Source organism: Mesorhizobium sp. L2C084A000 (assembly GCF_000502875.1).
GTDB lineage: Bacteria > Pseudomonadota > Alphaproteobacteria > Rhizobiales > Rhizobiaceae > Mesorhizobium.
This window is the reverse complement of the sequence record NZ_AYWX01000009.1, coordinates 175,539-195,278: the sequence shown is the minus strand read 5'-3', so window position 1 is coordinate 195,278 and position 19,740 is coordinate 175,539. Positions and strand designations below refer to the sequence as shown.

Annotated in this window: 16 protein-coding genes and 1 pseudogene; 10 read left to right on the top strand and 7 right to left on the bottom strand. The window is 62.2% G+C overall.

Annotated features, from left to right (window positions below):
* Positions 1–67 precede the first annotated feature (67 nt).
* Positions 68–1,552: a glutamine synthetase beta-grasp domain-containing protein gene (locus X735_RS147290; RefSeq protein ID WP_023812070.1), complete on the bottom strand. Its 1,485-nt coding sequence runs from the start codon at positions 1,550–1,552 to the stop codon at positions 68–70.
* A 64-nt stretch (positions 1,553–1,616) separates the two neighbouring features.
* Positions 1,617–1,955 (bottom strand): P-II family nitrogen regulator, encoded by a 339-nt coding sequence (locus tag X735_RS147295; RefSeq protein ID WP_006205430.1) that lies wholly within the window; start codon positions 1,953–1,955, stop codon positions 1,617–1,619.
* Positions 1,956–2,314: 359 nt separating this feature from the next.
* On the opposite strand from X735_RS147295, the gene X735_RS147300 reads away from it, so the two are divergent.
* Both X735_RS147300 and X735_RS147305 read left to right on the top strand, forming a co-directional pair.
* Entirely contained in the window at positions 2,315–3,856 is a 1,542-nt protein-coding gene (locus tag X735_RS147300) for a bifunctional ADP-dependent NAD(P)H-hydrate dehydratase/NAD(P)H-hydrate epimerase (RefSeq protein WP_023812069.1), read from the top strand.
* Positions 3,857–5,857, top strand: coding sequence for a hypothetical protein (locus X735_RS147305; protein WP_023812068.1), 2,001 nt, complete (start codon positions 3,857–3,859; stop codon positions 5,855–5,857).
* Between the two features lie 41 nt (positions 5,858–5,898).
* Here X735_RS147305 and X735_RS147310 read toward each other — a convergent pair whose 3' ends face one another.
* The gene (locus tag X735_RS147310) at positions 5,899–7,431 is read right to left on the bottom strand and encodes an acyl-CoA carboxylase subunit beta (protein ID WP_023812067.1); all 1,533 of its coding nucleotides are present in this window, start codon (positions 7,429–7,431) and stop codon (positions 5,899–5,901) included.
* 408 nt (positions 7,432–7,839) lie between these two features.
* Between X735_RS147310 and X735_RS147315 the strand changes: the two genes are divergently transcribed.
* Positions 7,840–9,261, top strand: a complete 1,422-nt coding sequence (locus X735_RS147315; RefSeq protein WP_023812066.1) for a DEAD/DEAH box helicase — start codon at positions 7,840–7,842, stop codon at positions 9,259–9,261.
* Positions 9,262–9,362: 101 nt separating this feature from the next.
* On the opposite strand, the pseudogene X735_RS01000000166005 reads toward X735_RS147315, so the two are convergent.
* Positions 9,363–10,338 (bottom strand): annotated as a pseudogene (locus tag X735_RS01000000166005) (alpha/beta fold hydrolase).
* Between the two features lie 78 nt (positions 10,339–10,416).
* Entirely contained in the window at positions 10,417–11,238 is an 822-nt protein-coding gene (locus X735_RS147320) for an SDR family oxidoreductase (protein ID WP_023812065.1), read from the bottom strand.
* A gap of 226 nt (positions 11,239–11,464) precedes the next feature.
* On the opposite strand from X735_RS147320, the gene X735_RS147325 reads away from it, so the two are divergent.
* The 6 genes from X735_RS147325 (at position 11,465) to X735_RS147350 (ending at position 15,972) form a co-directional block, all read left to right on the top strand.
* Positions 11,465–12,499, top strand: coding sequence for a cysteine synthase A (locus X735_RS147325; protein ID WP_023812064.1), 1,035 nt, complete (start codon positions 11,465–11,467; stop codon positions 12,497–12,499).
* Positions 12,499–13,242, top strand: a complete 744-nt coding sequence (locus X735_RS147330; RefSeq protein WP_023812063.1) for an alanyl-tRNA editing protein — start codon at positions 12,499–12,501, stop codon at positions 13,240–13,242. The genes X735_RS147325 and X735_RS147330 overlap by 1 nt, the downstream gene beginning before the upstream one ends.
* A gap of 40 nt (positions 13,243–13,282) precedes the next feature.
* Positions 13,283–14,134, top strand: coding sequence for a 3-mercaptopyruvate sulfurtransferase (sseA, locus tag X735_RS147335; RefSeq protein ID WP_023812062.1), 852 nt, complete (start codon positions 13,283–13,285; stop codon positions 14,132–14,134).
* Positions 14,135–14,139: 5 nt separating this feature from the next.
* On the top strand, positions 14,140–14,703 hold the full coding sequence (locus X735_RS147340) for a GNAT family N-acetyltransferase (protein WP_023812061.1): 564 nt from the start codon (positions 14,140–14,142) through the stop codon (positions 14,701–14,703).
* Between the two features lie 111 nt (positions 14,704–14,814).
* Positions 14,815–15,372: an OmpA family protein gene (locus X735_RS147345; protein WP_023812060.1), complete on the top strand. Its 558-nt coding sequence runs from the start codon at positions 14,815–14,817 to the stop codon at positions 15,370–15,372.
* Positions 15,373–15,504: 132 nt separating this feature from the next.
* Positions 15,505–15,972 carry a DUF1203 domain-containing protein gene (locus X735_RS147350; RefSeq protein ID WP_023812059.1) on the top strand — a complete coding sequence of 156 codons (468 nt, stop codon included), beginning with the start codon at positions 15,505–15,507 and terminating at the stop codon, positions 15,970–15,972.
* Between the two features lie 223 nt (positions 15,973–16,195).
* On the opposite strand, the gene X735_RS147355 is transcribed toward X735_RS147350, so the two are convergent.
* Together X735_RS147355 and ald are read right to left on the bottom strand one after the other, a co-directional pair.
* Positions 16,196–17,503 carry an outer membrane beta-barrel protein gene (locus tag X735_RS147355; RefSeq protein WP_031213496.1) on the bottom strand — a complete coding sequence of 436 codons (1,308 nt, stop codon included), beginning with the start codon at positions 17,501–17,503 and terminating at the stop codon, positions 16,196–16,198.
* Positions 17,504–17,711: 208 nt separating this feature from the next.
* A complete protein-coding gene (gene ald / locus X735_RS147360) occupies positions 17,712–18,827 on the bottom strand; it encodes an alanine dehydrogenase (protein ID WP_023812057.1) in 1,116 nt (371 codons plus the stop codon).
* Positions 18,828–18,982: 155 nt separating this feature from the next.
* Here ald and X735_RS147365 point away from each other — a divergent pair, with 155 nt between their 5' ends.
* Positions 18,983–19,456 carry an Lrp/AsnC family transcriptional regulator gene (locus X735_RS147365; RefSeq protein WP_023812056.1) on the top strand — a complete coding sequence of 158 codons (474 nt, stop codon included), beginning with the start codon at positions 18,983–18,985 and terminating at the stop codon, positions 19,454–19,456.
* Positions 19,457–19,740 lie beyond the last annotated feature (284 nt).

Sequence of the window (19,740 nt, the reverse complement as noted above, 5' to 3'; positions counted from 1 at the left end):
AGCCCTTGAAAGAGCGAAGTCTTTCAAGGGCTTGAGCATTATAGCTAATCTGGACTGAGATTGAATCTCAGACCGAGTAGTACATGTCGTATTCGACCGGATGCGGGGTCATTTCGAAGCGCATCACTTCGGCCATCTTCAGCTCGATGTAGCTGTCGATCTGGTCGTCGTCGAAGACGCCGCCAGCCTTCAGGAAGCCACGGTCCTTGTCGAGGCTCTGCAGGGCTTCGCGCAGCGAACCGCAGACGGTCGGGATCTTCTTCAACTCCTTCGGCGGCAGGTCGTAGAGATCCTTGTCCATCGGCTGGCCGGGATGGATCTTGTTCTTGATACCGTCGAGGCCGGCCATCAGCAGCGCGGAGAAGGCGAGGTAGGGGTTCGCGCCCGGATCGGGGAAGCGGACCTCGACGCGCTTGGCCTTCGGCGACGAGCCGAACGGGATACGGCAGGACGCCGAGCGGTTGCGCGCCGAATAGGCGAGCAGCACCGGCGCTTCATAGCCTGGCACCAGACGCTTGTAGGAATTGGTCAGCGGGTTGGTGAAGGCGTTGATCGCCTTGGCATGCTTGATGACGCCGCCGATGAAGAACAGGCAGCTTTCCGACAGACCGGCATATTCATTGCCGGCGAAGGTCGGCTTGCCGTTCTTCCAGATCGACATGTGGACGTGCATGCCCGAGCCGTTGTCGCCGAAGATCGGCTTCGGCATGAAGGTGGCCGTCTTGCCATAGGCGTTGGCGACCTGGTGGACGACATATTTGTAGATNAAGATCGGCTTCGGCATGAAGGTGGCCGTCTTGCCATAGGCGTTGGCGACCTGGTGGACGACATATTTGTAGATCAGCATCTTGTCGGCGTTGCGCACCAGTGCGTCGAACTTGATGCCGAGTTCGTGCTGGGCCGCCGCCACCTCATGGTGATGCTTTTCGACGCGCACGCCCATCTCGGCGAGCACGGTCAGCATTTCCGAGCGCATGTCCTGCGCGCTGTCGATCGGCGGCACCGGGAAGTAGCCGCCCTTGACGCGCGGGCGGTGGCCGAGATTGCCGGTCTCGTAGTCGGTGTCGTCGTTCGACGGCAGTTCCGTGGAGTCGAGCTTGAAACCGGTGTTGTAGGGGTCGGCCTTGTACTTCACGTCGTCGAAGACGAAGAATTCGGCTTCCGGGCCGACATAGATGGTGTCGCCGATGCCTTCGGCCTTCATGTAGGCCTCGGCCTTCTTGGCCGTGCCGCGCGGATCGCGGTTGTAGGATTCACCCGAAACCGGATCGAGGATGTCGCACAGGATGACCATGGTCGACTGGGCGAAGAACGGGTCCATATGAACCGTGTCCGGATCGGGCATCAGCACCATGTCGGACTCGTTGATGGCCTTCCAGCCGGCAATCGAAGAGCCGTCGAACATCACGCCATCGGCGAACATGTCTTCCTCGACCTCGATGACATCCATCGTCACGTGCTGCAGCTTGCCCTTCGGGTCTGTGAAGCGCAGGTCGACGAATTTCACGTCGTTGTCCTTGATCTGCTTCATGATGTCTTTGGCTGTCGTCATGTCATGTATCCCTGTGTGATGACGTTTTTTGATGATGACGTTTTCAGGAGGAGGGCCGGTCAGGTCAGACCGCGTCCATGCCCGTTTCGCCGGTGCGTATCCGCACGACTTCCTCGATGTTGGAAACGAAGATCTTGCCGTCACCGATGCGGCCCGTCTGGGCCGCCTTGCGGATGGCCTCAATGGCGCCTTCGACCGCGTCGTCGCCAAGCACGACCTCGATCTTCACCTTGGGCAGGAAATCGACGACATATTCGGCGCCGCGATAGAGTTCGGTGTGGCCCTTCTGACGACCGAAGCCTTTTGCCTCGGTGACAGTGATGCCTTGCAGTCCGGCTTCCTGAAGCGCTTCCTTCACTTCGTCCAGCTTGAATGGCTTGATGATCGCTTCGATCTTTTTCATGTAAAAAGTGGCCTCCACTGCCAAAAAAAACGGGTTGTGACCCCCCGCTTGCGCCTCCATCAAGCACGAACTGTGCCAATTCAGCGGATTCTAAGCGGTCTCATAAGATTTCAAAGCCGCGCCGCACCGGGATGCAAATTCGCGTCATTCGCTGCACCGGATGCGGCATGGGCTGCCAGAGCCTACACAGCGCCAGCACCCGCGTCCGCACAAAAATCAGGCACATCGCCTATCCCGCAGGCAATTTTCTGCCCGCGATGCCTTCGTACCGACGTTGTGGCCGCAGATCTCGGCAACTCCCCCTTGTTTGCTTAGGATCGAAATTGGACAATGCTTGATAGCATGCGGATCGGCAATCCATGAGCAACGAACTTCTTGTCCCCGCCGAAATGACTGCGGCCGACCGGCTGACGATCGCGGCCGGTCCGGCCGATGGAATCAGCCTGATGCGGCGCGCGGGCGAAGCGGTCGCGGCCGAGGTTCTCAAGCGCTATCCCTCGGCAAAGCACATCCATGTGCTGTGCGGGCCCGGCAACAATGGCGGCGATGGCTATGTCGTCGCACGCCTCCTGGCCGGCAGCGGCGTCGGCACAACGATCTGGTCATCCGGAGCGCCGAGGCCGGAAAGCGATGCGGCGCTCGCCGCCGCGGAATCCCTGATCAAGTCCCGGCCGCTGTCTGATTTCGACGCCGAGTTCGGCTCGATCGTGATCGACGCGCTCTATGGGGCAGGGCTGTCCAAGCCGCTGTCCGGCGATGCCGCGAAAGCTGTCGATACCGTGACAGCCCTGCGCCTGCCTGTGGTCGCGATCGACCTGCCGTCGGGCGTCTCAGGTGCCAGCGGCGAAATATTGAGCAGGGCGTTTCGCGCCGAACTCACCGTTACCTTCGCCCGGAAAAAGCCCGGCCACCTGCTGCTGCCGGGGCGCGGGCAATGCGGTGAAATCGTGCTCGCCGATATCGGCATCGATGACGGCATCATCGCCCAACTCGCTGTCTCGACCTTCGAAAATGTGCCGGACCTGTGGTTGCAGGAATTTCCGGTGCCGGCGGTGGACGCGCATAAATACAAGCGCGGCCATGTCGGCGTCTTTTCCGGCGGCCCGAGTGCTACCGGCGCGGCGCGGCTGTCGGCGATGGCCGCCGCGAGAAGCGGGGCAGGGGCGGTCACCGTGCTGTCGCCTGGCAATGCCCTGCAGGTGAACGCGACACACCTCACCTCGATCATGCTGCGAGAGGCGGGGTCACTCGAGGAGGTGCAGGAATTTCTGACGGCGCGCCATCCCGAGGCGCTGGTGTTTGGACCGGGGCTCGGGCCAAAGCCCAAGGTCGGCGATTTCGCCCTGCAACTGATCAAGACCTTGGCGGAGGGTGCACGCGCATCGCAAACCGCAAACCACGGAGGAGCGATCGTGCTTGATGCTGACGCCATTACATCTATGGCCCATCAGCCGCAGTCGCTGTTCGAAGCCGCCCGTCACCTGAACGCGCCAGCGTTGGTGATCACGCCGCATGAGGGTGAATTCGGCCGCTTGTTCCCAGATATCGCCGGGGACAAAACCATGTCGAAATTGGACAAGGCGCGGGCGGCCGCAGCGCGGGCCAATGCCGTCATCGTCTACAAGGGCGCCGACACGGTCATAGCAGCGCCCGATGGCAAAGCGGCGATCAACTCCAACGGTGCACCGTGGCTGGCCACAGCCGGGTCAGGCGACGTGCTGTCGGGCATCATTGCCGGTTTGCTCGCACAAGGCATGCCGCCCTTCGAGGGCACCTGCGCGGCGGTGTGGCTGCATGCCGAAGCCGGCAGCCGGTTCGGACCCGGCTTGATCGCCGAGGATCTGCCGCTGGCGCTGCTGCCGGTGTTGCGTGAACTCTTCGACGCGCGAAAGGCTGCCTGAATGAGCCGTGCGCTCGCTCTGTTGCTTGCCACCCTAATCGCTGTCTTCATGGCGCCGACGGCGCGCGCCGAAGGTCCTGTGACCGTCGTCGACAATCCGGCGGTGCTCGCCGCGCTCGATGCCAAGGGTTTCGGTTTCGCCGATGTTTTCGGGGTCGACGGCGAGGACGGCCTGAAGACGCTTTACGACGAGGCGCCGGCCTATCACGCCATCGTCGAAACGGTTGCTTCTGATGTCGCGGCCCTGAGGGCCGAGATGAAGGCCGGCGGGCGGCCGCTCTACGAGATAACCGACGGCAATGTCGGCCGCATCATGGACATGCGCTGGCTGAAGACCGATGCCGCGCGCCTCCGGTTGGTCGGCATCGTCAACCGGCTCGACCGTCGCGATTTCACGCTGCTGCAAGGCGACAGGAACTGCGGCGAGGTGCGCTTCGTCTACCGCCTGGCCTACAGTTTTCGCAAGAACGGCAAGCTGCTGGCATCGCGCCTGCCGTTCAATTTCAATGCCGTCTACAGCGCCGCGCCCGATGCCGACGGCGGCTGCGTCGGCACTGCCGGACGCTGGACGCCACAGCTTGACGAGAGCGTCGATGCCGGCTGGCTGACCGGCGGGCCGCTGGAGAAGGCCGGGCTGACCTTCAAGCAGCTGGAGCTCAACGCGCAGGTGGTGCGCTTCCCCTCCGGACAGGAAACCGAGTTCGGTGGCCAAGCCGCCTATCTCATGCGGGTATTCGGCATCGATGGCGCTGCTATCAGCGAGAAGCCGTTGGAGAACACGCCCGACACCGCGCGGCTCTCGCAAGACGTGGCGCTGAAAGCACGGCTCGCCGCCTATGTCGGCGCCAACCTGCCGGCGGTCGATGAAGGCGTCTATGAAATCCCCGACGAGTTCCTGGCCAGGAAAATCATCTCGTGGTCGACCTTCGGCAGCGCGCGGCAGGCCAATCATCCGTTTACGCAATTATACCGACCCGAGGAATTCGCATCGCTCGACTATTCCAAGCTGAAACTGCTGCGCACGCCGGAAGCGCTGGTCGAGCGGCTGGACAATGGCGCCTGCCAGGGTTGCCACCAGGCCGGTTCCACCGCCGGTTTCCATTTCATCGGCCTCGACGACAAGACGACATCGCCGCTCAACCGCATCGAGGTCGGCATCTCGCCGCATCTTCATGCCGAGATTCCGCGCCGCCAGGGCTGGCTCGCCGCTACAGCCGCGGGCAAGCAGCCGAACCACTTCCGTCCGCTCTCCTTTGCGCCGCCGGCAGCCTGGACGGACACCGCGGTCGACTATGCGCCGGCCGACATGGCCATGCCGTGCCTGATGCCGGAAGATGCGGCCCGCTTCGGCGCGACCTGGCAGTGCGGTGGCGGCACCGTTTGCACGCCGCTGGCCACCGCTTCGGGCGTGCGCACCAAACTGGCGCAGTGCCTGCTGCCAAAGGACAGCGCTGACATGTTTTCCGGGCATCCTTGTCTGAGCGGCTCGATCGCCAGCAATGCGGAGCAGCCTTTCAACGACCGCTACAGCATATCAGGCCAGTTCGCGTCCTTCGCGCCTGCCGTCTCGCGCACCGCTTACACCTGCCGGCCGCCGAAGATCGGCGTGCCCGCCGGGATTGCCTATCGCGGCTGTGACGACAAGGACCGTACATTTGCTACCTTCAAGGCCGGCAAGCCGATGCCGAACGAGATTTGCGGCCTCGTCGGCGGCAAGAAATTCGATATCTGCGTAGCCACCAACAATTTCGACCAATGTCTTGGCGGCGCCGTCAACCGCGGCAACCGGCCGGCCTGCTCGGCCGATCATTTCTGCCGCGAGGACTATATGTGCCAGTCACTGCCGCCGGACACGCCGGGCATCGGCAAAGTGAAAGGCATCGGCTTCTGCTCGCCGACCTATTTCATCTTCCAGATGCGCATCGACAACCACGCAACGCCATGGGGCAGCCCCGTGCGAGCCACCATGGGAGCGGGGTTTGGCACGGCGGAAGAGGAGTAAGCTGCCCGACGGTTACCTCGGAGAGATGCCCATGCCGCACCTCACAGCGGTATGTTGTCGTGCTTCTTCCAGGGGTTCTGCATATCCTTGTTGCGCAGCATGCGGAGCGCGCGCGCGATGCGGCGGCGCGTCGAGTGCGGCATGATCACCTCGTCGACATAACCGCGTTCGGCGGCGACGAAGGGCGACAGGAAGCGATCCTCGTAAGCCTTTGTATGGGCTGCGATCTTTTCGGCGTCACCGATGTCCTTGCGGTAGATGATCTCGACCGCGCCCCTGGCGCCCATGACCGCGATCTGCGCCGTCGGCCAGGCATAGTTCATGTCGCCGCGCAGATGTTTTGAGGCCATCACGTCATAGGCGCCGCCATAGGCTTTGCGGGTGATGACGGTGATCTTCGGCACGGTCGCCTCGGCATAGGCGAACAGGAGCTTCGCGCCATGCTTGATCAGCCCGCCATATTCCTGCGCCGTACCCGGCAGGAAGCCGGGGACATCGACGAAGGTGACGATCGGGATCGAAAAACAGTCGCAGAAGCGCACAAAGCGCGCGGCCTTGCGGCTGGCGTCGGAATCGAGCACGCCGGCCAGCACCATCGGCTGGTTGGCGACGAAGCCGACGGTGCGGCCCTCGACGCGTCCGAAGCCGGTGACGATGTTCTTGGCAAAATTCTGCTGGATTTCGAAGAAGTCGCCTTCATCGGCGACCTTCAGGATCAGTTCCTTGATGTCGTAGGGCTTGTTGGCGTTGTCGGGAATCAGCCGGTCGAGCGACAAATCATGGTCGGTGACCGACTGGTAGCATTCGATCTCGGGAAGCTCCGACGTGTTGGAGGCCGGCAACAGGTCGACCAGCCGGCGCATCTGCAACAGCGCCTCGACGTCATTGTCATAGGCGCCGTCGGCGATCGAGGATTTCGTCGTGTGGACGGAGGCGCCGCCGAGGCTCTCGGCGGTCACCGTCTCGTTGGTCACAGTCTTCACCACATCCGGCCCAGTAACGAACATGTAGGAAGTGTCGCGCACCATGAAGATGAAGTCGGTCATGGCAGGCGAATAGACGTCGCCGCCGGCGCACGGTCCCATGATGACGGAAATCTGCGGAATGACGCCTGAGGCCAGCACGTTGCGCTGAAAAATCTCGGCATAGCCGCCGAGTGCTGCCACGCCTTCCTGGATGCGCGCGCCCCCGGCATCGTAGAGGCCGATGATCGGCGCCCGGTTGCGGAGCGCCATCTCCTGCACCTTGATGACCTTCTCGGCATGCGCTTCCGACAGCGAGCCGCCGAATACGGTAAAGTCCTTGGCGAAGAGGTAGACCGGGCGGCCGTTGACGGTGCCCCAGCCGGTGACGACGCCGTCGCCGGCGATCTTGGTGTTCTCCATGCCGAAGTCGGTCGAGCGGTGCTCGACATACATGTCGAATTCCTCGAACGAGCCCTCGTCGAGAAACACCTCGATGCGTTCGCGCGCGGTGAGCTTGCCCTTCTTGTGCTGGGCATCGATGCGGACCTGGCCGCCGCCCATGCGGGCGATCTCGCGGCGGCGCTCGAGTTCCTTGAGAACGTCTTTCATCGATTACCTCCCAAGCCAGCGGCATTTCGTCGTAATCGTGCCGGCAAGCGAGCGCAAGCGGCGCTTGCGCCACGGGCTTTGCTGCGCTGCAACATGAAGCCCCTTGCAATTGAGGGCGAACTCAGCCATATGCAGCCCATAGGCGCTTGGGCCGGGAACGAATCCGGCCTTCTCGACGAATGAGACTGGTTGCGTCTGTTTTCCCTCTTTCCGGTATATCGGCCCTTTTTCCGGTAAATCACAAAGCGGCGAAAAAGCCCCGTGGCATGATGCCTGCGGGCACGACAGCGCAGCCGAGTGGACGAATACGTCCGCCCGCCTTGTCGTTCATCACAGATTTTTCGACGGCAGGTTGCGCCCTGCCGCCATCGATGTTTGCGGCCAGAAGCCGCGTGAAAGAAGATTATTTTGACCAACGAAAACACTTTGCCCGGTAGCACTGCGGAACTCACCGGTTTCGCGGCACTGGGTATTACGGGCGCGCTGCTCAAGGCCACCCACAACGCCGGCTTCGCCGAGCCGAAGCCGATCCAGGCACAGGCGATCCCGCCGCAGATGGAAGGCCGTGACATTTTCGGCATCGCCCAGACCGGCTCCGGCAAGACTGCGGCCTTCGCGCTGCCGATTCTGTCGAAGATCATTGCGCTTGGCACCAAGCGCCGGCCGAAGACGGCACGTGCGCTTATCCTGGCGCCGACGCGCGAACTCGCCGTGCAGATCGAAGACACGATCAAGATCCTCGCCAAGGGCGCGCATGTCTCGACCGCGCTCGTGCTCGGCGGCGTGTCCCGCTTCAGCCAGGTGAAGAAGGTTGCTCCCGGCGTCGACATCCTGATCGCCACGCCCGGCCGGTTGACCGACCTGGTGCGTGAGGGAGACCTTGTGCTTGCCGACACCAAATGGCTGGTGCTGGACGAAGGCGACCGCATGCTCGACATGGGCTTCATCAACGACGTCAAGCGCATCGCCAAGGCGACCGCGCCCGACCGTCAGACGGTGCTGTTCTCGGCGACCATGCCCAATGAAATCGCCGAACTGGCCAAGGGCCTGCTGAAGAACCCGATTCGTGTCGAAGTCGCGCCGCAAAGCACGGCGGCGGCCGAGATCGTGCAGGGCGTCGTCTTTGCCCGCACCAAGCAGAAGCGCCAGGTGTTGTCGACGATGCTCGCCGACGAGGCGATGAAGTCCGTCATCATCTTTTCGCGCACCAAGCATGGTGCCGACAGGGTGACCAAGGACCTTGAGCGCGATGGCTTCAAGGCCGCCGTCATCCACGGCAACAAGTCGCAGAACGCCCGCCAGAAAGCGCTGAACGATTTCCGCGACGGCTCGGTGCGCATTCTGGTGGCGACCGACATCGCGGCGCGCGGCATCGACGTGCCCGGCATCAGCCATGTCGTGAATTTCGACCTGCCTGATGAAGCCGAGAGCTACGTCCACCGCATCGGCCGTACCGGCCGCAACGGCATGGACGGCATCGCGATCACGCTTTGCGATCCTTCGGAAAACAGCAAGCTGCGCCAAGTCGAGCGCATCATCCGTACCAAGCTGCCGATCGTTGCCGACCATCTCGGCAGCCCCGATCCGCTGCGCAATCCGGCTGAAAAGAACGAGCGCTTCGAGCCGGCCAATGACCGCAACGACCGCAATGGGCGTCGCGACGGCAGGCGGCCCGGTGGCGAGAACAAGGGCAACGGCTTTGGCAAGAAGCGCTTCGGCGACAAGCCGGCCTTCGCCGGCGAGCGCAAGCCGGATGGCGCCAAGCCGGCCTTCAAGGGCAACAACAAGCGCCGCTTCGGCGGCAAGCGCCCGGCGGCGCGGGCTGCGTAAGTAGCCAGCGTTGTAGTCAGTCAAGCTCAGGCTGGCTGATTGCCGGGACAGACCAAGGAAAGGGCGGCTGAAGCGATGCTTCGGTCGCCTTTTTCGTCCGCCTACTTCACCACCGCTTCGATCCAGACGGCGATCCTTTGCGCCAGAAACGCCGTGGTCGATGGCGACAGCGCGTCGCCGGCAATGACGTGATTGTCCGGGTCGCCGGTGTCGTCGACCGAAACCAGTTCATGCGGCGCACCCCAGCGCCCGGCAATCTCGCGGGTGCGGTCGGCCCACACCACTTTGTCCGAATCAGAAAAGATGAACAAAGCAGGGATGGTCGCCTTCTCCACCGGCGCGCCATAGGCAAGCTCGGTCAGCGCCTGCATCGGCAAGGTTGCTTCGATCGGATAGCGGGTGGTCCAGAATTTTTCATGCAGCGCGTTGCGCGGCACGAAGCTGTGTTCCTTGCCGGCGACCAGCCTGGCGATCTGTTTGCCCCACGGCATGGTCAGGATCTCGGCGCCCGAAGCCTTGACGCCGAAATTCGGCGAGATGAACGCGATCGCCGCCACCCCGTCCGATGCACCGGACTGCGTTGCCGCCCAGACCGCCAGCGAGCCGCCGGTCGAAGTCGAGATGACGATCACCTTGTCGCCGATCGCCCGGCCAATGGCGAGTGCTTCCTCATAGTCGTTGATCCAGGCGTTGATGCTGCCTTGCGTCATCGCCGCGCCATCCTGCCCGTGACCGGTAAGGCGTGTGTAGAAGAGATTGGCGTCAAGCTGTTCCGCCACTTCGTCGGGCAGCGGGCGGATTTCGCCCTTCGATGCGGAAAAGCCGTGGATGTAGACGATCGACAGCGGGGTCGTGGCATGCACCAACGGATCGGCCCAGACGATCTCTTTTTCCAGCCCGTCACGGATTCCGGGGATGGCGGCTTCCGCCTTTGCCACATAGGCCTGCGGATCGTCAGCGATGAGCGAGGGATCGAAACGGATAGTGGTGTCGACGCGAACGCGCGGGCCCGAGCACGAAGGCCAGTGCGAGAATGGCGATAAGGCCCAGCACAGCAAGCACGATCCGTCGCCCCATCGCAGACTCCACGCAGCACTTGCCTCAACCATGGCGACGGCGGCCCGAAACGGTGAGCCTGCCAATTTCGCCGGCGTCCTATTCGATCGGGGGCTTGCGGTCGTAATGCAGCGGCCGCGCCTTCCAACTGGTCATCAGGCTGATAAACCCTCTGCACAGCGGCCTCGGCAGCAGGCCGAGCAGTTTCAGGGGCCAGCTGGTCCGGCGCGGGAAATGGACTTCGAAGCCGCCCGACTTGATGCCCCGCGCCATGCGGCGCGATGCGCGGCTGACCGGCATCAGTCCCGGCATGGGCAGCATGTTCTTCTCGGTCAGCGGGGTGTCGATGAAGCCGGGATTGAACACCTGGATACGCACGTTCATCTTGTCGAAATCATACTTCAGCGACTCGGCCAGAATGTTGATGGCCGCCTTGGTGCCGCCATAGGCGGCCGTTGTCGGCCAGCCGAAATAGGATGTCACCGAGCCGACCAGCACGACATGGCCGCGCGCCCGCACACGCATGCGTTCGACCGCGGGCACGAGGCCGTTGATGATGCCGAAATAATTGACCTCGAAGGACCGCCGAAAGTCGTTGACGACAAGATTCTCCCCCGGCGTCGAAATGTAGTTCCCTGCATTGAAGATGGCGAGCACGATGGGACCGAGTTCCTTCTCGATCGCGGCGACGGTTCTTGCCATGCGCGGCTCGTCGGTGACATCGCAAGGAAAGGCCGTGACACTGCCCGGCATCTGCGCGGTCTCGACGACAAGCGTGTCGATCGGATCGTCGTCAAGCGCCGTCACCGCGACGGCATAGCCCTGGGAAGCAAGATCCCTGGCCAGCGCACGGCCGATGCCGCTTGAGCCGCCCGTGATCCAGGCGACGCCGTGCTTCGGGTTAGCCCGGTAGAGTGTCATGCTGCGCCCTGTCGACTTGTTGGTGCTTTGCTCTAGCGGTGAAGAAATCGAATGAAAAGCCGCTTTTCAACGTCAGCCGGAAATGAACAGTGGCGCAAGAGGCCAGCCTCGGGAAGCGCCGACGCAACAACAGCACTGCAAATGCGACTGGACCAGACAAATTCTTGCCTTGAAACCGCAGCTTCGGGTTTCTAGGGTTTCGGCGCACCTACACAAGGAATCCTGAATGCCCCGTTCTGTGATCGACGCGATCGGCAACACGCCTCTGATCCGCCTCAACAAAGCTTCGGAACAAACCGGTTGCGAGATCCTGGGCAAGGCCGAATTCATGAATCCGGGCCAGTCGGTCAAGGATCGCGCGGGCCTGTTCATCATCCGCGACGCCGAGAAGCGCGGGCTGCTGAAGCCCGGCGGTGTGATCGTCGAGGGAACGGCGGGCAATACCGGCATCGGGCTGACGTTGGTCGCCAAGGCGCTCGGCTATCGCACCGTCATCGTCATCCCGGACACACAGAGCCAGGAGAAGAAGGACACGATCAAACTGCTCGGCGCCGAACTGATCGAAGTGCCGGCCGTGCCCTACAGGAATCCCAACAATTACGTGAAACTGTCGGGGCGGTTGGCCGAGCAACTGGCAAAGACAGAACCGAACGGCGCCATCTGGGCCAACCAGTTCGACAATGTCGCCAACCGTGACGGCCATATCCGCACCACGGCGGAGGAAATCTGGAACCAGACCGGCGGCAAGGTCGACGGCTTTGTCTCGGCGGTCGGTTCGGGCGGCACGCTGGCCGGCGTCGCCTCCGGACTGAAAGCCAAAAGCCGGGATGTGAAGATCGCGCTCGCCGATCCGCTGGGGGCCGCGCTCTATTCTTTCTACACCAGCGGCGAGCTGAAGTCCGAAGGCAGCTCGATCACCGAAGGCATCGGGCAGGGGCGAATCACCGCCAATCTCGAAGGGTTCACGCCGGATTTTTCATTCCAGATCCCCGATGAGGATGCGCTGCCGATCGTCTTCGACCTGATCCAGGAAGAAGGCCTTTGCGTCGGCGGCTCGACCGGCATCAACATTGCCGGCGCGATCCGTCTGGCCAGGGAATTAGGCCCCGGCCACACCATCGTGACCATCCTTTGCGATTACGGCACGCGCTATCAATCAAAACTGTTCAACCCGGAATTCCTGCGCGAGAAGCAGCTGCCGGTGCCAGGCTGGATGGAGCTGAAGAGCACAATTCCGGTGCCGTTCGAAAAGGTCGCGTGATGGCAAACAGGACGGACGCCCTGTTTCGCGACGATGCCTATCTGCGGACGGCGGACGCGACAGTCGTTGCTGTGAACGATCGCGGCGGTATCATCCTCGACCGGACGATCTTCTACGCCACTTCGGGTGGCCAGCCGGGTGACACCGGATATCTCGAACGCGGCGATGGTAGCCGCATCGCCATTGCCGCCACCCTCACCGGTGAGACCAAGGACGAGATCATCCATGTGCCGGCGCCGGAGCAGGCGGTTCCGCAGCCCGGCGAGGCGGTGAGGCTGGCCATCGACTGGGAGCGGCGGCATCTCTTGATGCGCATGCACGCGGCTTGCCACCTGCTCACCGTCGTCTGCCCGTTCCCGATCACCGGTGCCTCGGTTTCCGAGGACGACAGCCGTGTCGATTTCGACGCTCCGGATGCCGGCTTCACCAAGGAGGACGTCACTGCCGGGCTGATGGACCTGGTGCGGGCCGATCATCCGATCTTTGTCAGGCTGATCAGTGACGAGGATCTGGCTGCCAATCCCGGCCTAGTGAAATCCAAGAACGTTCGGCCGCCGGTCGGCACCGGCAAGATCCGCCTGGTCTGTATCGGCGACAACGCCTCGGTGGACAGCCAGCCCTGCGGCGGCACCCATGTAAAGAGCACCGGCGAAGTCGGCGAAATCCACATCGGCAAGATCGAGAAGAAGGGCCGCGAGAACCGGCGCTTCCGCATCCGCTTTGGGCCGATGTCGGCAAACTGAACAGGACAGTGATCGCCAAAAAAGCGAGCAGGAGAACAAAATGGCCGAGGACAGCCCCTTCACCGTCGACGCAGACTGGCTGCAGCAACGTCTCGGCGAGCCGGGCCTGACGATCATCGACGCATCCTGGTATCTCCCGGCGCAGAAGCGCGATGCGCGCGGCGAGTATGAGTCGGCCCACATCCCGGGCGCACGATTTCTCGATCAGGATGCCGTTTCGGACCCGGATTCGCCCCTGCCGCATACCTTGCCGTCGCCGCAGCATTTTGCCCAGTATGTCGGCGCCATGGGTGTTTCGGCCGATGACACCATCGTCGTCTATGATGGTCCGGGTTTCTTCTCGGCGCCCCGGGCGTGGTGGATGTTCCGGGTGATGGGCGTCTTCCAGACCTATATTCTGGATGGCGGCTTCGATGGCTGGAAAGCCGCCGGCAGGCCGGTGACGGCTGAGCCGACCAAGATCGCGCCAAGCGTGTTTCATGCCGATTTCGACCCCGGGCGCGTCGCCAGCCTCGCCGACATGCGCCGGATCGTCGACACCAGGGCAAGCCAGATCGCCGACGCCCGGGGGCCGGGCCGGTTCACCGGCACTGAACCTGAGCCGCGCGCGGGTATCCGCTCCGGCCATATGCCTGGCGCGCGCAATCTGCCCTATTCGGCGCTGTCGGAAAATGGCGAGCTGTTGTCGAAGGACCGCCTGCGCAAGGTGATCGAGGAGGCCGGCATCGATCTGTCGAAACCTGTCGTCACTTCATGCGGCTCCGGTATTACCGCGGCGGTGGTGACGCTGGCGCTGGAAACGCTTGGCCATACGAACAACAGGCTTTACGACGGCTCCTGGACGGAGTGGGGCGGGCTTTCCGACACGCCTGTGGTGACCGGCAAGGAATGAAGACGATGGAAAACGGCACGCTGGAAGACATTGACGTCACGGTGACGTTCCTCGAGATGCATGTGCCGCCGGCCTATTCGCCGCCTGTGCCGTATAACCGTCAGGTCGCGCTGCTGAAGACCAAGGACATTCCGCTGCATTTCTACCGCTATCTGATGGACCGGGTGGGGCGCAAATGGCACTGGGTCAATGTGCTGAGACTGGATGACGACGAGCTTTCGGCCGGCATCCATCGCGAGGACCGCGACATCAGGGTGCTCTACCTCGATGGCGCCCCCGCCGGCTTCTTTGACCTCAAGCCGCATCTGCCGGAAGAAGTCGAGCTCGCCTATTTCGGCATGATGGAACATGCGACCGGGCAAGGCATCGGCCGCTGGTTCCTGGGCTCCGCGATCGCCGCCGCATGGTCGCATGGGCCGAAGCGGGTGACGGTGCAGACCTGCACGCTCGATCATCCGGCGGCTCTGCCGCTCTACCAGAAGCTCGGCTTCGCACCGGTGGCGCAAAAGAGGGAAATCGTCCATCCGCTGCCTTTCACCGAGCGCGCGGCCAGCGTCATGCGGCCCTAGCCGGAAGCTAATACCAGCTCGAATCTGAACCCGTCGTTCATCGGCCCTTCAGGCTGTTTTTGGCATGTTGCCGGCACCATCAATGCGGCCAAGGCCGAAGGAGACGAAGACATGCTGACCCGCCGTACACTTGCCGCCGCGCTGATCGCGGCAATTGCCATGCCAAGCCTGGCCGCAGCCCAGGCGACAACGCCTTCGGCCGCGACGATCGAGCGGAAGCTCGAGGCGGCGCCGCGTGTGAAATTGCGGCCGAACGAGCGCGTCACCATCCGCGAATTCAAGCGGCGCCCGGATTTGCGCCGCATGGCCCGCTCGATCGATATCCAGTCGATCAACTTCGCCTTCGGTTCGGCGGCCATTTCCAGTTCGCAATACGACAAGATCGAGACCATTGCCGACGCGCTGCGGCGCATCCTGCGCCGCGATCGCGGCGCCCGCGTGCTGATCGAGGGCCATACCGACGCCGTCGGCTCCTTCCAGTCGAACCAGGCCCTGTCCGAACAGCGCGCCGCTTCGCTGAAGCGCACGCTGGTGCGCGAATTCGGCGTGCCGGGTCATGCTCTCGAGACAGTCGGCTATGGCGAGGAGTTTTTGCTGGTGCAGACGCAGACCGAAAACTGGCAGAATCGCCGGGTGACGCTGCGCCGCTTCGACGATTTCATCCGTTGAGCCGCAGCTCCGACGGGACTTGATGAGAGCCGATCGCCGAGGGGCGACCGGCTCTTCGACATTTGGCAGGAATCGGGTGGGCGGCGAGGGTTCAAGGACATAATTTCCAGTCACGACACCGGAGATTTTTCCATGACCATCCAGTTCAAAGCTTTGCCGACCGAAGATGTCAGGACGTTGCAGCGCGGTGGCATCGATGCTTATGGCCAAATGCCCGAGCGAAAGATCTCCGACGGTGACGGCATGCCTTGCCGTCATTGCTTGAAGAACATAGGAGCCGGCGACGCCTACCTTGTTCTGGCATACAGGCCATTCCCGGGGCTTCAGCCCTATGCCGAAACCGGGCCGATCTTCCTGCATGCCGAGGAATGCGATGGTGCCGCTGAGAGCGGGGCGCTGCCCGAGGTTCTCGATAGCCCTGACTACATCGTGCGCGGCTATGGCAGGGATGATCGTATCGTCTATGGCAGCGGCGGCGTCATCCCGACCACGGCAATTGCTGCACGGGCCGAGACGCTGTTCGAACGCGACGAGATCGCCTACGTCCATGTCCGTTCGGCGCGCAACAATTGCTACCAGTGCCGCATCGAGCGCGCTTGAGGCTGAGATTAGCCCCTGGAAACAGTTGTCGTACTCCCGTCGCATATTCGCGATAGAAAGCCATTGTCGATCGATTTGCCGACCACGGATGAACCGGCGGTAAATCTCGACATCGAGGAAGCGGGGCTTTGGCTCCGCTTTTTTGTTGCGCGGGGGTATTCCGCGCAACAAAAAAGCCCGCCGGCATGGCCGACGGGCTGCAACTGTTTGGCTGGAGGGCCTTTTAGTTGAACTTGTACTTCGCGCCGAGACCCACGGTGTGGAAAGAGGAAGTCGCGGTAAGGGTGTCGTCAGGTGCGCCGAATTCCGAAGAAAAGTCCTTCTTGGCGAACTGCGAATAGCGATATTCGAGACCGACGGTAACGTTGCTGGACAGAGCCGTTTCAAGGCCGCCACCAACCGAGAAACCGCTGGAACCCCAGTCGAGAATGTCGCCGATCGGATCGGAAGCGTTCAGATCGAAATGCTGCCAGCTATAGCCGGCAAGCGCATAGGCAAGGGTCGATTCGTTCATCTTCATGCCGACGCGGCCCAACACATCGAACCCATAGTCGGTATCGACGTTGATCGATCCGCCGCCGAGCTCCAGTTCGGAAGTCATGCCGGAGTAGCGTGCATCGACCATGACGCCTGCGACCCAGCTGCCGAAGTCATGATCGTAGCCGACGTTCAGTTCACCAAAGGCACCTTCGCCACCGAGACCATTGAATTCCAGGTCGCCGAGCGGCGGAACGTTGATCTGATGCACGGATGCACCGGCGCCACCAGCGCCGCCGATGTAGAAGCCGGTCCAGTTGTAGGCTGGCGTCTCGAAGGCAGCACCGCCGCCGTTCTGCGCACCGAAACGGTAATTGGCTGCGATCTGGAAGGTATGGCGCGAGGTGTCAAGATTGAGGAGACCGTCCGGAACTCCGACAAGGCCAGCGTCGGAAAGAAGATCGTCCTTGGTCCCGAAGCGCGTATAGCGATACTCAGTCTTGATCGTCCAATTGCTGTTGATGGCCGTTTCGATGCCACCTCCGACAAAATACCCGCTTTGATCCCAATCAAAGTCGAAGCCGGCGTTCGTATCGAGCTTGTACTTCTGCCAGGAATAGCCACCCAGCACGTAACCCAGAGTGTTCGGCGTCAAGAGGTAGCCGAGACGCAGGCCAGCGTCGAAACCGTAGGTTTCCTTGATCGAAGCGTCGAACCCCGTAATGTCCAGCGTGGTCCCGATGTTGCCGACGTGAGCGTCCAGCAGACCTCCGATGAGGAACCGGGGCGAGACCATATAGTCATAGCCAACCGTCAGCTCACCATAGACGCCTTCGCCACCAATGCCGTTCAGCGAGATTGGAATAAAATCGCTGCCGAGCTTGTGTACGTTGGCACCGGCACCGACGCCAAAACCAACGTAGAGGCCGCTCCAGTTAAAGCCGGCAGCTTCTTCTACCGGTTGCACGACGTCAGCTGCATGAGCAGCAGACATCAAAGCTACAGCAGAAACAGCACCAAGAAGAAAAGATTTCGCGGATGTGCGAATGAACATATGCCCGTACCCCAATGAATAAACCCAGAATGTCTCTAGCAGGGAGTCGGCCGGTACGGGAATGACAAATATGCAACAATGATGAGCAAAGTGCCGTTGCGTCACGTGGTTCGACACCAAGCTTTGCCTGAAAAACAGGCTCGCAAGAAAAAAAACCGCCGGCTTGGAACCGGCGGGCTGGATTGAAAGGAGCTGTTTTCGCGAAAAATCAGGCGGCAAGAACGGCTTTCGGCTCGACCAGTTCGTAGCCGAGCGCCTCGGCGACTGCCCGGTTGGTGATCTTGCCTTTATGGACATTGAGGCCGTTGCGCAGGTGATGATCGTCGACCAGCGCCTTCAGGCCCTTGTCGGCAAGCTGCAGGCCATAGTGCAGCGTCGCGTTGTTGAGCGCGTGGGCCGAAGTGACCGGCACGGCACCCGGCATGTTGGCGACGCAATAGTGGATGACGCCGTCGACCTCATAGGTCGGCTCGGCATGAGTGGTGGCGTGCGAAGTCTCGAAGCAGCCGCCCTGGTCGATGGCGACGTCGACCAGCACCGAGCCTTTCTTCATGCCCGACAGCATTTCGCGCGAAACCAGTTTTGGTGCCGCGGCACCCGGGATCAGCACCGCGCCGACGACGATGTCGGCTGAAAAACACTCTTCTTCCAGCGCCTCGACAGTCGAGTAACGGGTGTGGACGCGGCCGGCGAAGAGGTCGTCGAGCTGGCGCAGGCGCGGGATCGAGCGGTCGATGATGGTGACGTCGGCGCCAAGGCCGGCCGCCATCCTGGCCGCGTGCAGGCCGACGACGCCACCGCCGAGCACGGTGACCTTGCCGGGCAGCACGCCGGGCACGCCACCCAGCAGCACACCGCGGCCGCCATTGGCCTTCTGCAGCGCCGTGGCGCCGGCCTGGATCGACAGGCGTCCGGCAACTTCCGACATCGGCGCCAGCAGCGGCAGGCCGCCACGGTCGTCGGTCACAGTCTCGTAGGCGATTGCCGTCACGCCGGACGCAAGCAGGCCCTTGGTCTGCTCCGGATCCGGCGCCAGGTGGAGGTAGGTGTACAGGATCTGGCCTTCGCGAAGCTGCGCCCATTCGCTGGGCTGCGGTTCCTTGACCTTGACGATCATGTCCGACCTGGCGAACACCTCGGCGGCCGTCTTGGCAATCGTGGCGCCGGCGGCGCGATAGGCGTTGTCATCGGCGCCGATGCCGGCCCCGGCGCCGGTCTCGACCAGCACTTCGTGGCCATGGGCGACATATTCGCGGACCGAGCCGGGAGTGAGGCCGACGCGGTATTCGTGGTTCTTGATTTCCTTGGGGCAGCCGACGCGCATTTTCTTCTCCTGATCCGGCCCTTTGGGCTCGTTCCCTGTATGGATGGAGTGAACCACGAATCGTTGCGCAGGTGTTTGCGAATGCGCTTGCGCCAACCGGCCGGTTTCGATAATCGTTGCGCGAAATAACAAGATATTCGCAGGATTCACGAATAATGACGCTCGACAGGATTGATATCGCCATTCTTGAGGCATTGCAGAAGGATGGCAGGATACCCAACGCGGCACTTGCCGAAAAGGTCGGCCTATCGCAGTCGGCCTGTTCGCGCCGGCTCGACAATCTGGAGAAATCCGGAACCATCCGTGGCTATCATGCCCGGCTTTCCAATACAGCACTTGGCCACCAGATGACGGCGATCGTGCACATATCGCTGTCGGGACAGTTCGAGAAGACTCTGTCGGATTTCGAGGCGGCGATCAAACGCTGCCCGAACGTGCTGTCCTGCCATCTGATGTCGGGCGAATATGACTACATCCTGAGGATCGCGGCCAAGGATCTCGTCGACTATGAGCGAATCCACAAGGAATGGCTGTCGGCGATGCCGCATGTGACCAAGATCAATTCGTCGTTCGCCTTGCGTGAGATCGTCGACCGTACGGCCATGGGCATGAAGCCGGAGATGGCCTAGTTCCTCGACACAGAAGTTCTGACGGGTCGCTGCATAGACAAACCACCTGCCTTCGACTTGCGGAAACGGGCGTCACTTCGTCATCCACGGGCGGAGCAAGGAGTGTAGCGACGCAGCGCAGACCCGAGGATCCATGCCGCGACTTCAAAGCGTCACTACGGTGCAGAGTTCTGCTCGGCTGCATTCCTTGGTCAAGGTCACGGCATGGATCCTCGGGTCTCCGCGACGGAGCTTCGCTCCTGCTTCGCCCGTGGATGACGAAGGTGGGTGCCTTGGGTCAATCC

What these genes read in the sequence shown, in the direction of transcription:
- X735_RS147295 (WP_006205430.1), bottom strand. Translation starts at nt 1,955, where the DNA reads ATGAAAAAGATCGAAGCGATCATCAAGCCATTCAAGCTGGACGAAGTG.
- X735_RS147300 (WP_023812069.1), top strand. Translation starts at nt 2,315, where the DNA reads ATGAGCAACGAACTTCTTGTCCCCGCCGAAATGACTGCGGCCGACCGG.
- X735_RS147305 (WP_023812068.1), top strand. Translation starts at nt 3,857, where the DNA reads ATGAGCCGTGCGCTCGCTCTGTTGCTTGCCACCCTAATCGCTGTCTTC.
- X735_RS147310 (WP_023812067.1), bottom strand. Translation starts at nt 7,431, where the DNA reads ATGAAAGACGTTCTCAAGGAACTCGAGCGCCGCCGCGAGATCGCCCGC.
- X735_RS147320 (WP_023812065.1), bottom strand. Translation starts at nt 11,238, where the DNA reads ATGACACTCTACCGGGCTAACCCGAAGCACGGCGTCGCCTGGATCACG.
- X735_RS147325 (WP_023812064.1), top strand. Translation starts at nt 11,465, where the DNA reads ATGCCCCGTTCTGTGATCGACGCGATCGGCAACACGCCTCTGATCCGC.
- X735_RS147330 (WP_023812063.1), top strand. Translation starts at nt 12,499, where the DNA reads ATGGCAAACAGGACGGACGCCCTGTTTCGCGACGATGCCTATCTGCGG.
- sseA (WP_023812062.1), top strand. Translation starts at nt 13,283, where the DNA reads ATGGCCGAGGACAGCCCCTTCACCGTCGACGCAGACTGGCTGCAGCAA.
- X735_RS147340 (WP_023812061.1), top strand. Translation starts at nt 14,140, where the DNA reads ATGGAAAACGGCACGCTGGAAGACATTGACGTCACGGTGACGTTCCTC.
- X735_RS147345 (WP_023812060.1), top strand. Translation starts at nt 14,815, where the DNA reads ATGCTGACCCGCCGTACACTTGCCGCCGCGCTGATCGCGGCAATTGCC.
- X735_RS147350 (WP_023812059.1), top strand. Translation starts at nt 15,505, where the DNA reads ATGACCATCCAGTTCAAAGCTTTGCCGACCGAAGATGTCAGGACGTTG.
- X735_RS147355 (WP_031213496.1), bottom strand. Translation starts at nt 17,503, where the DNA reads ATGTTCATTCGCACATCCGCGAAATCTTTTCTTCTTGGTGCTGTTTCT.
- ald (WP_023812057.1), bottom strand. Translation starts at nt 18,827, where the DNA reads ATGCGCGTCGGCTGCCCCAAGGAAATCAAGAACCACGAATACCGCGTC.
- X735_RS147365 (WP_023812056.1), top strand. Translation starts at nt 18,983, where the DNA reads ATGACGCTCGACAGGATTGATATCGCCATTCTTGAGGCATTGCAGAAG.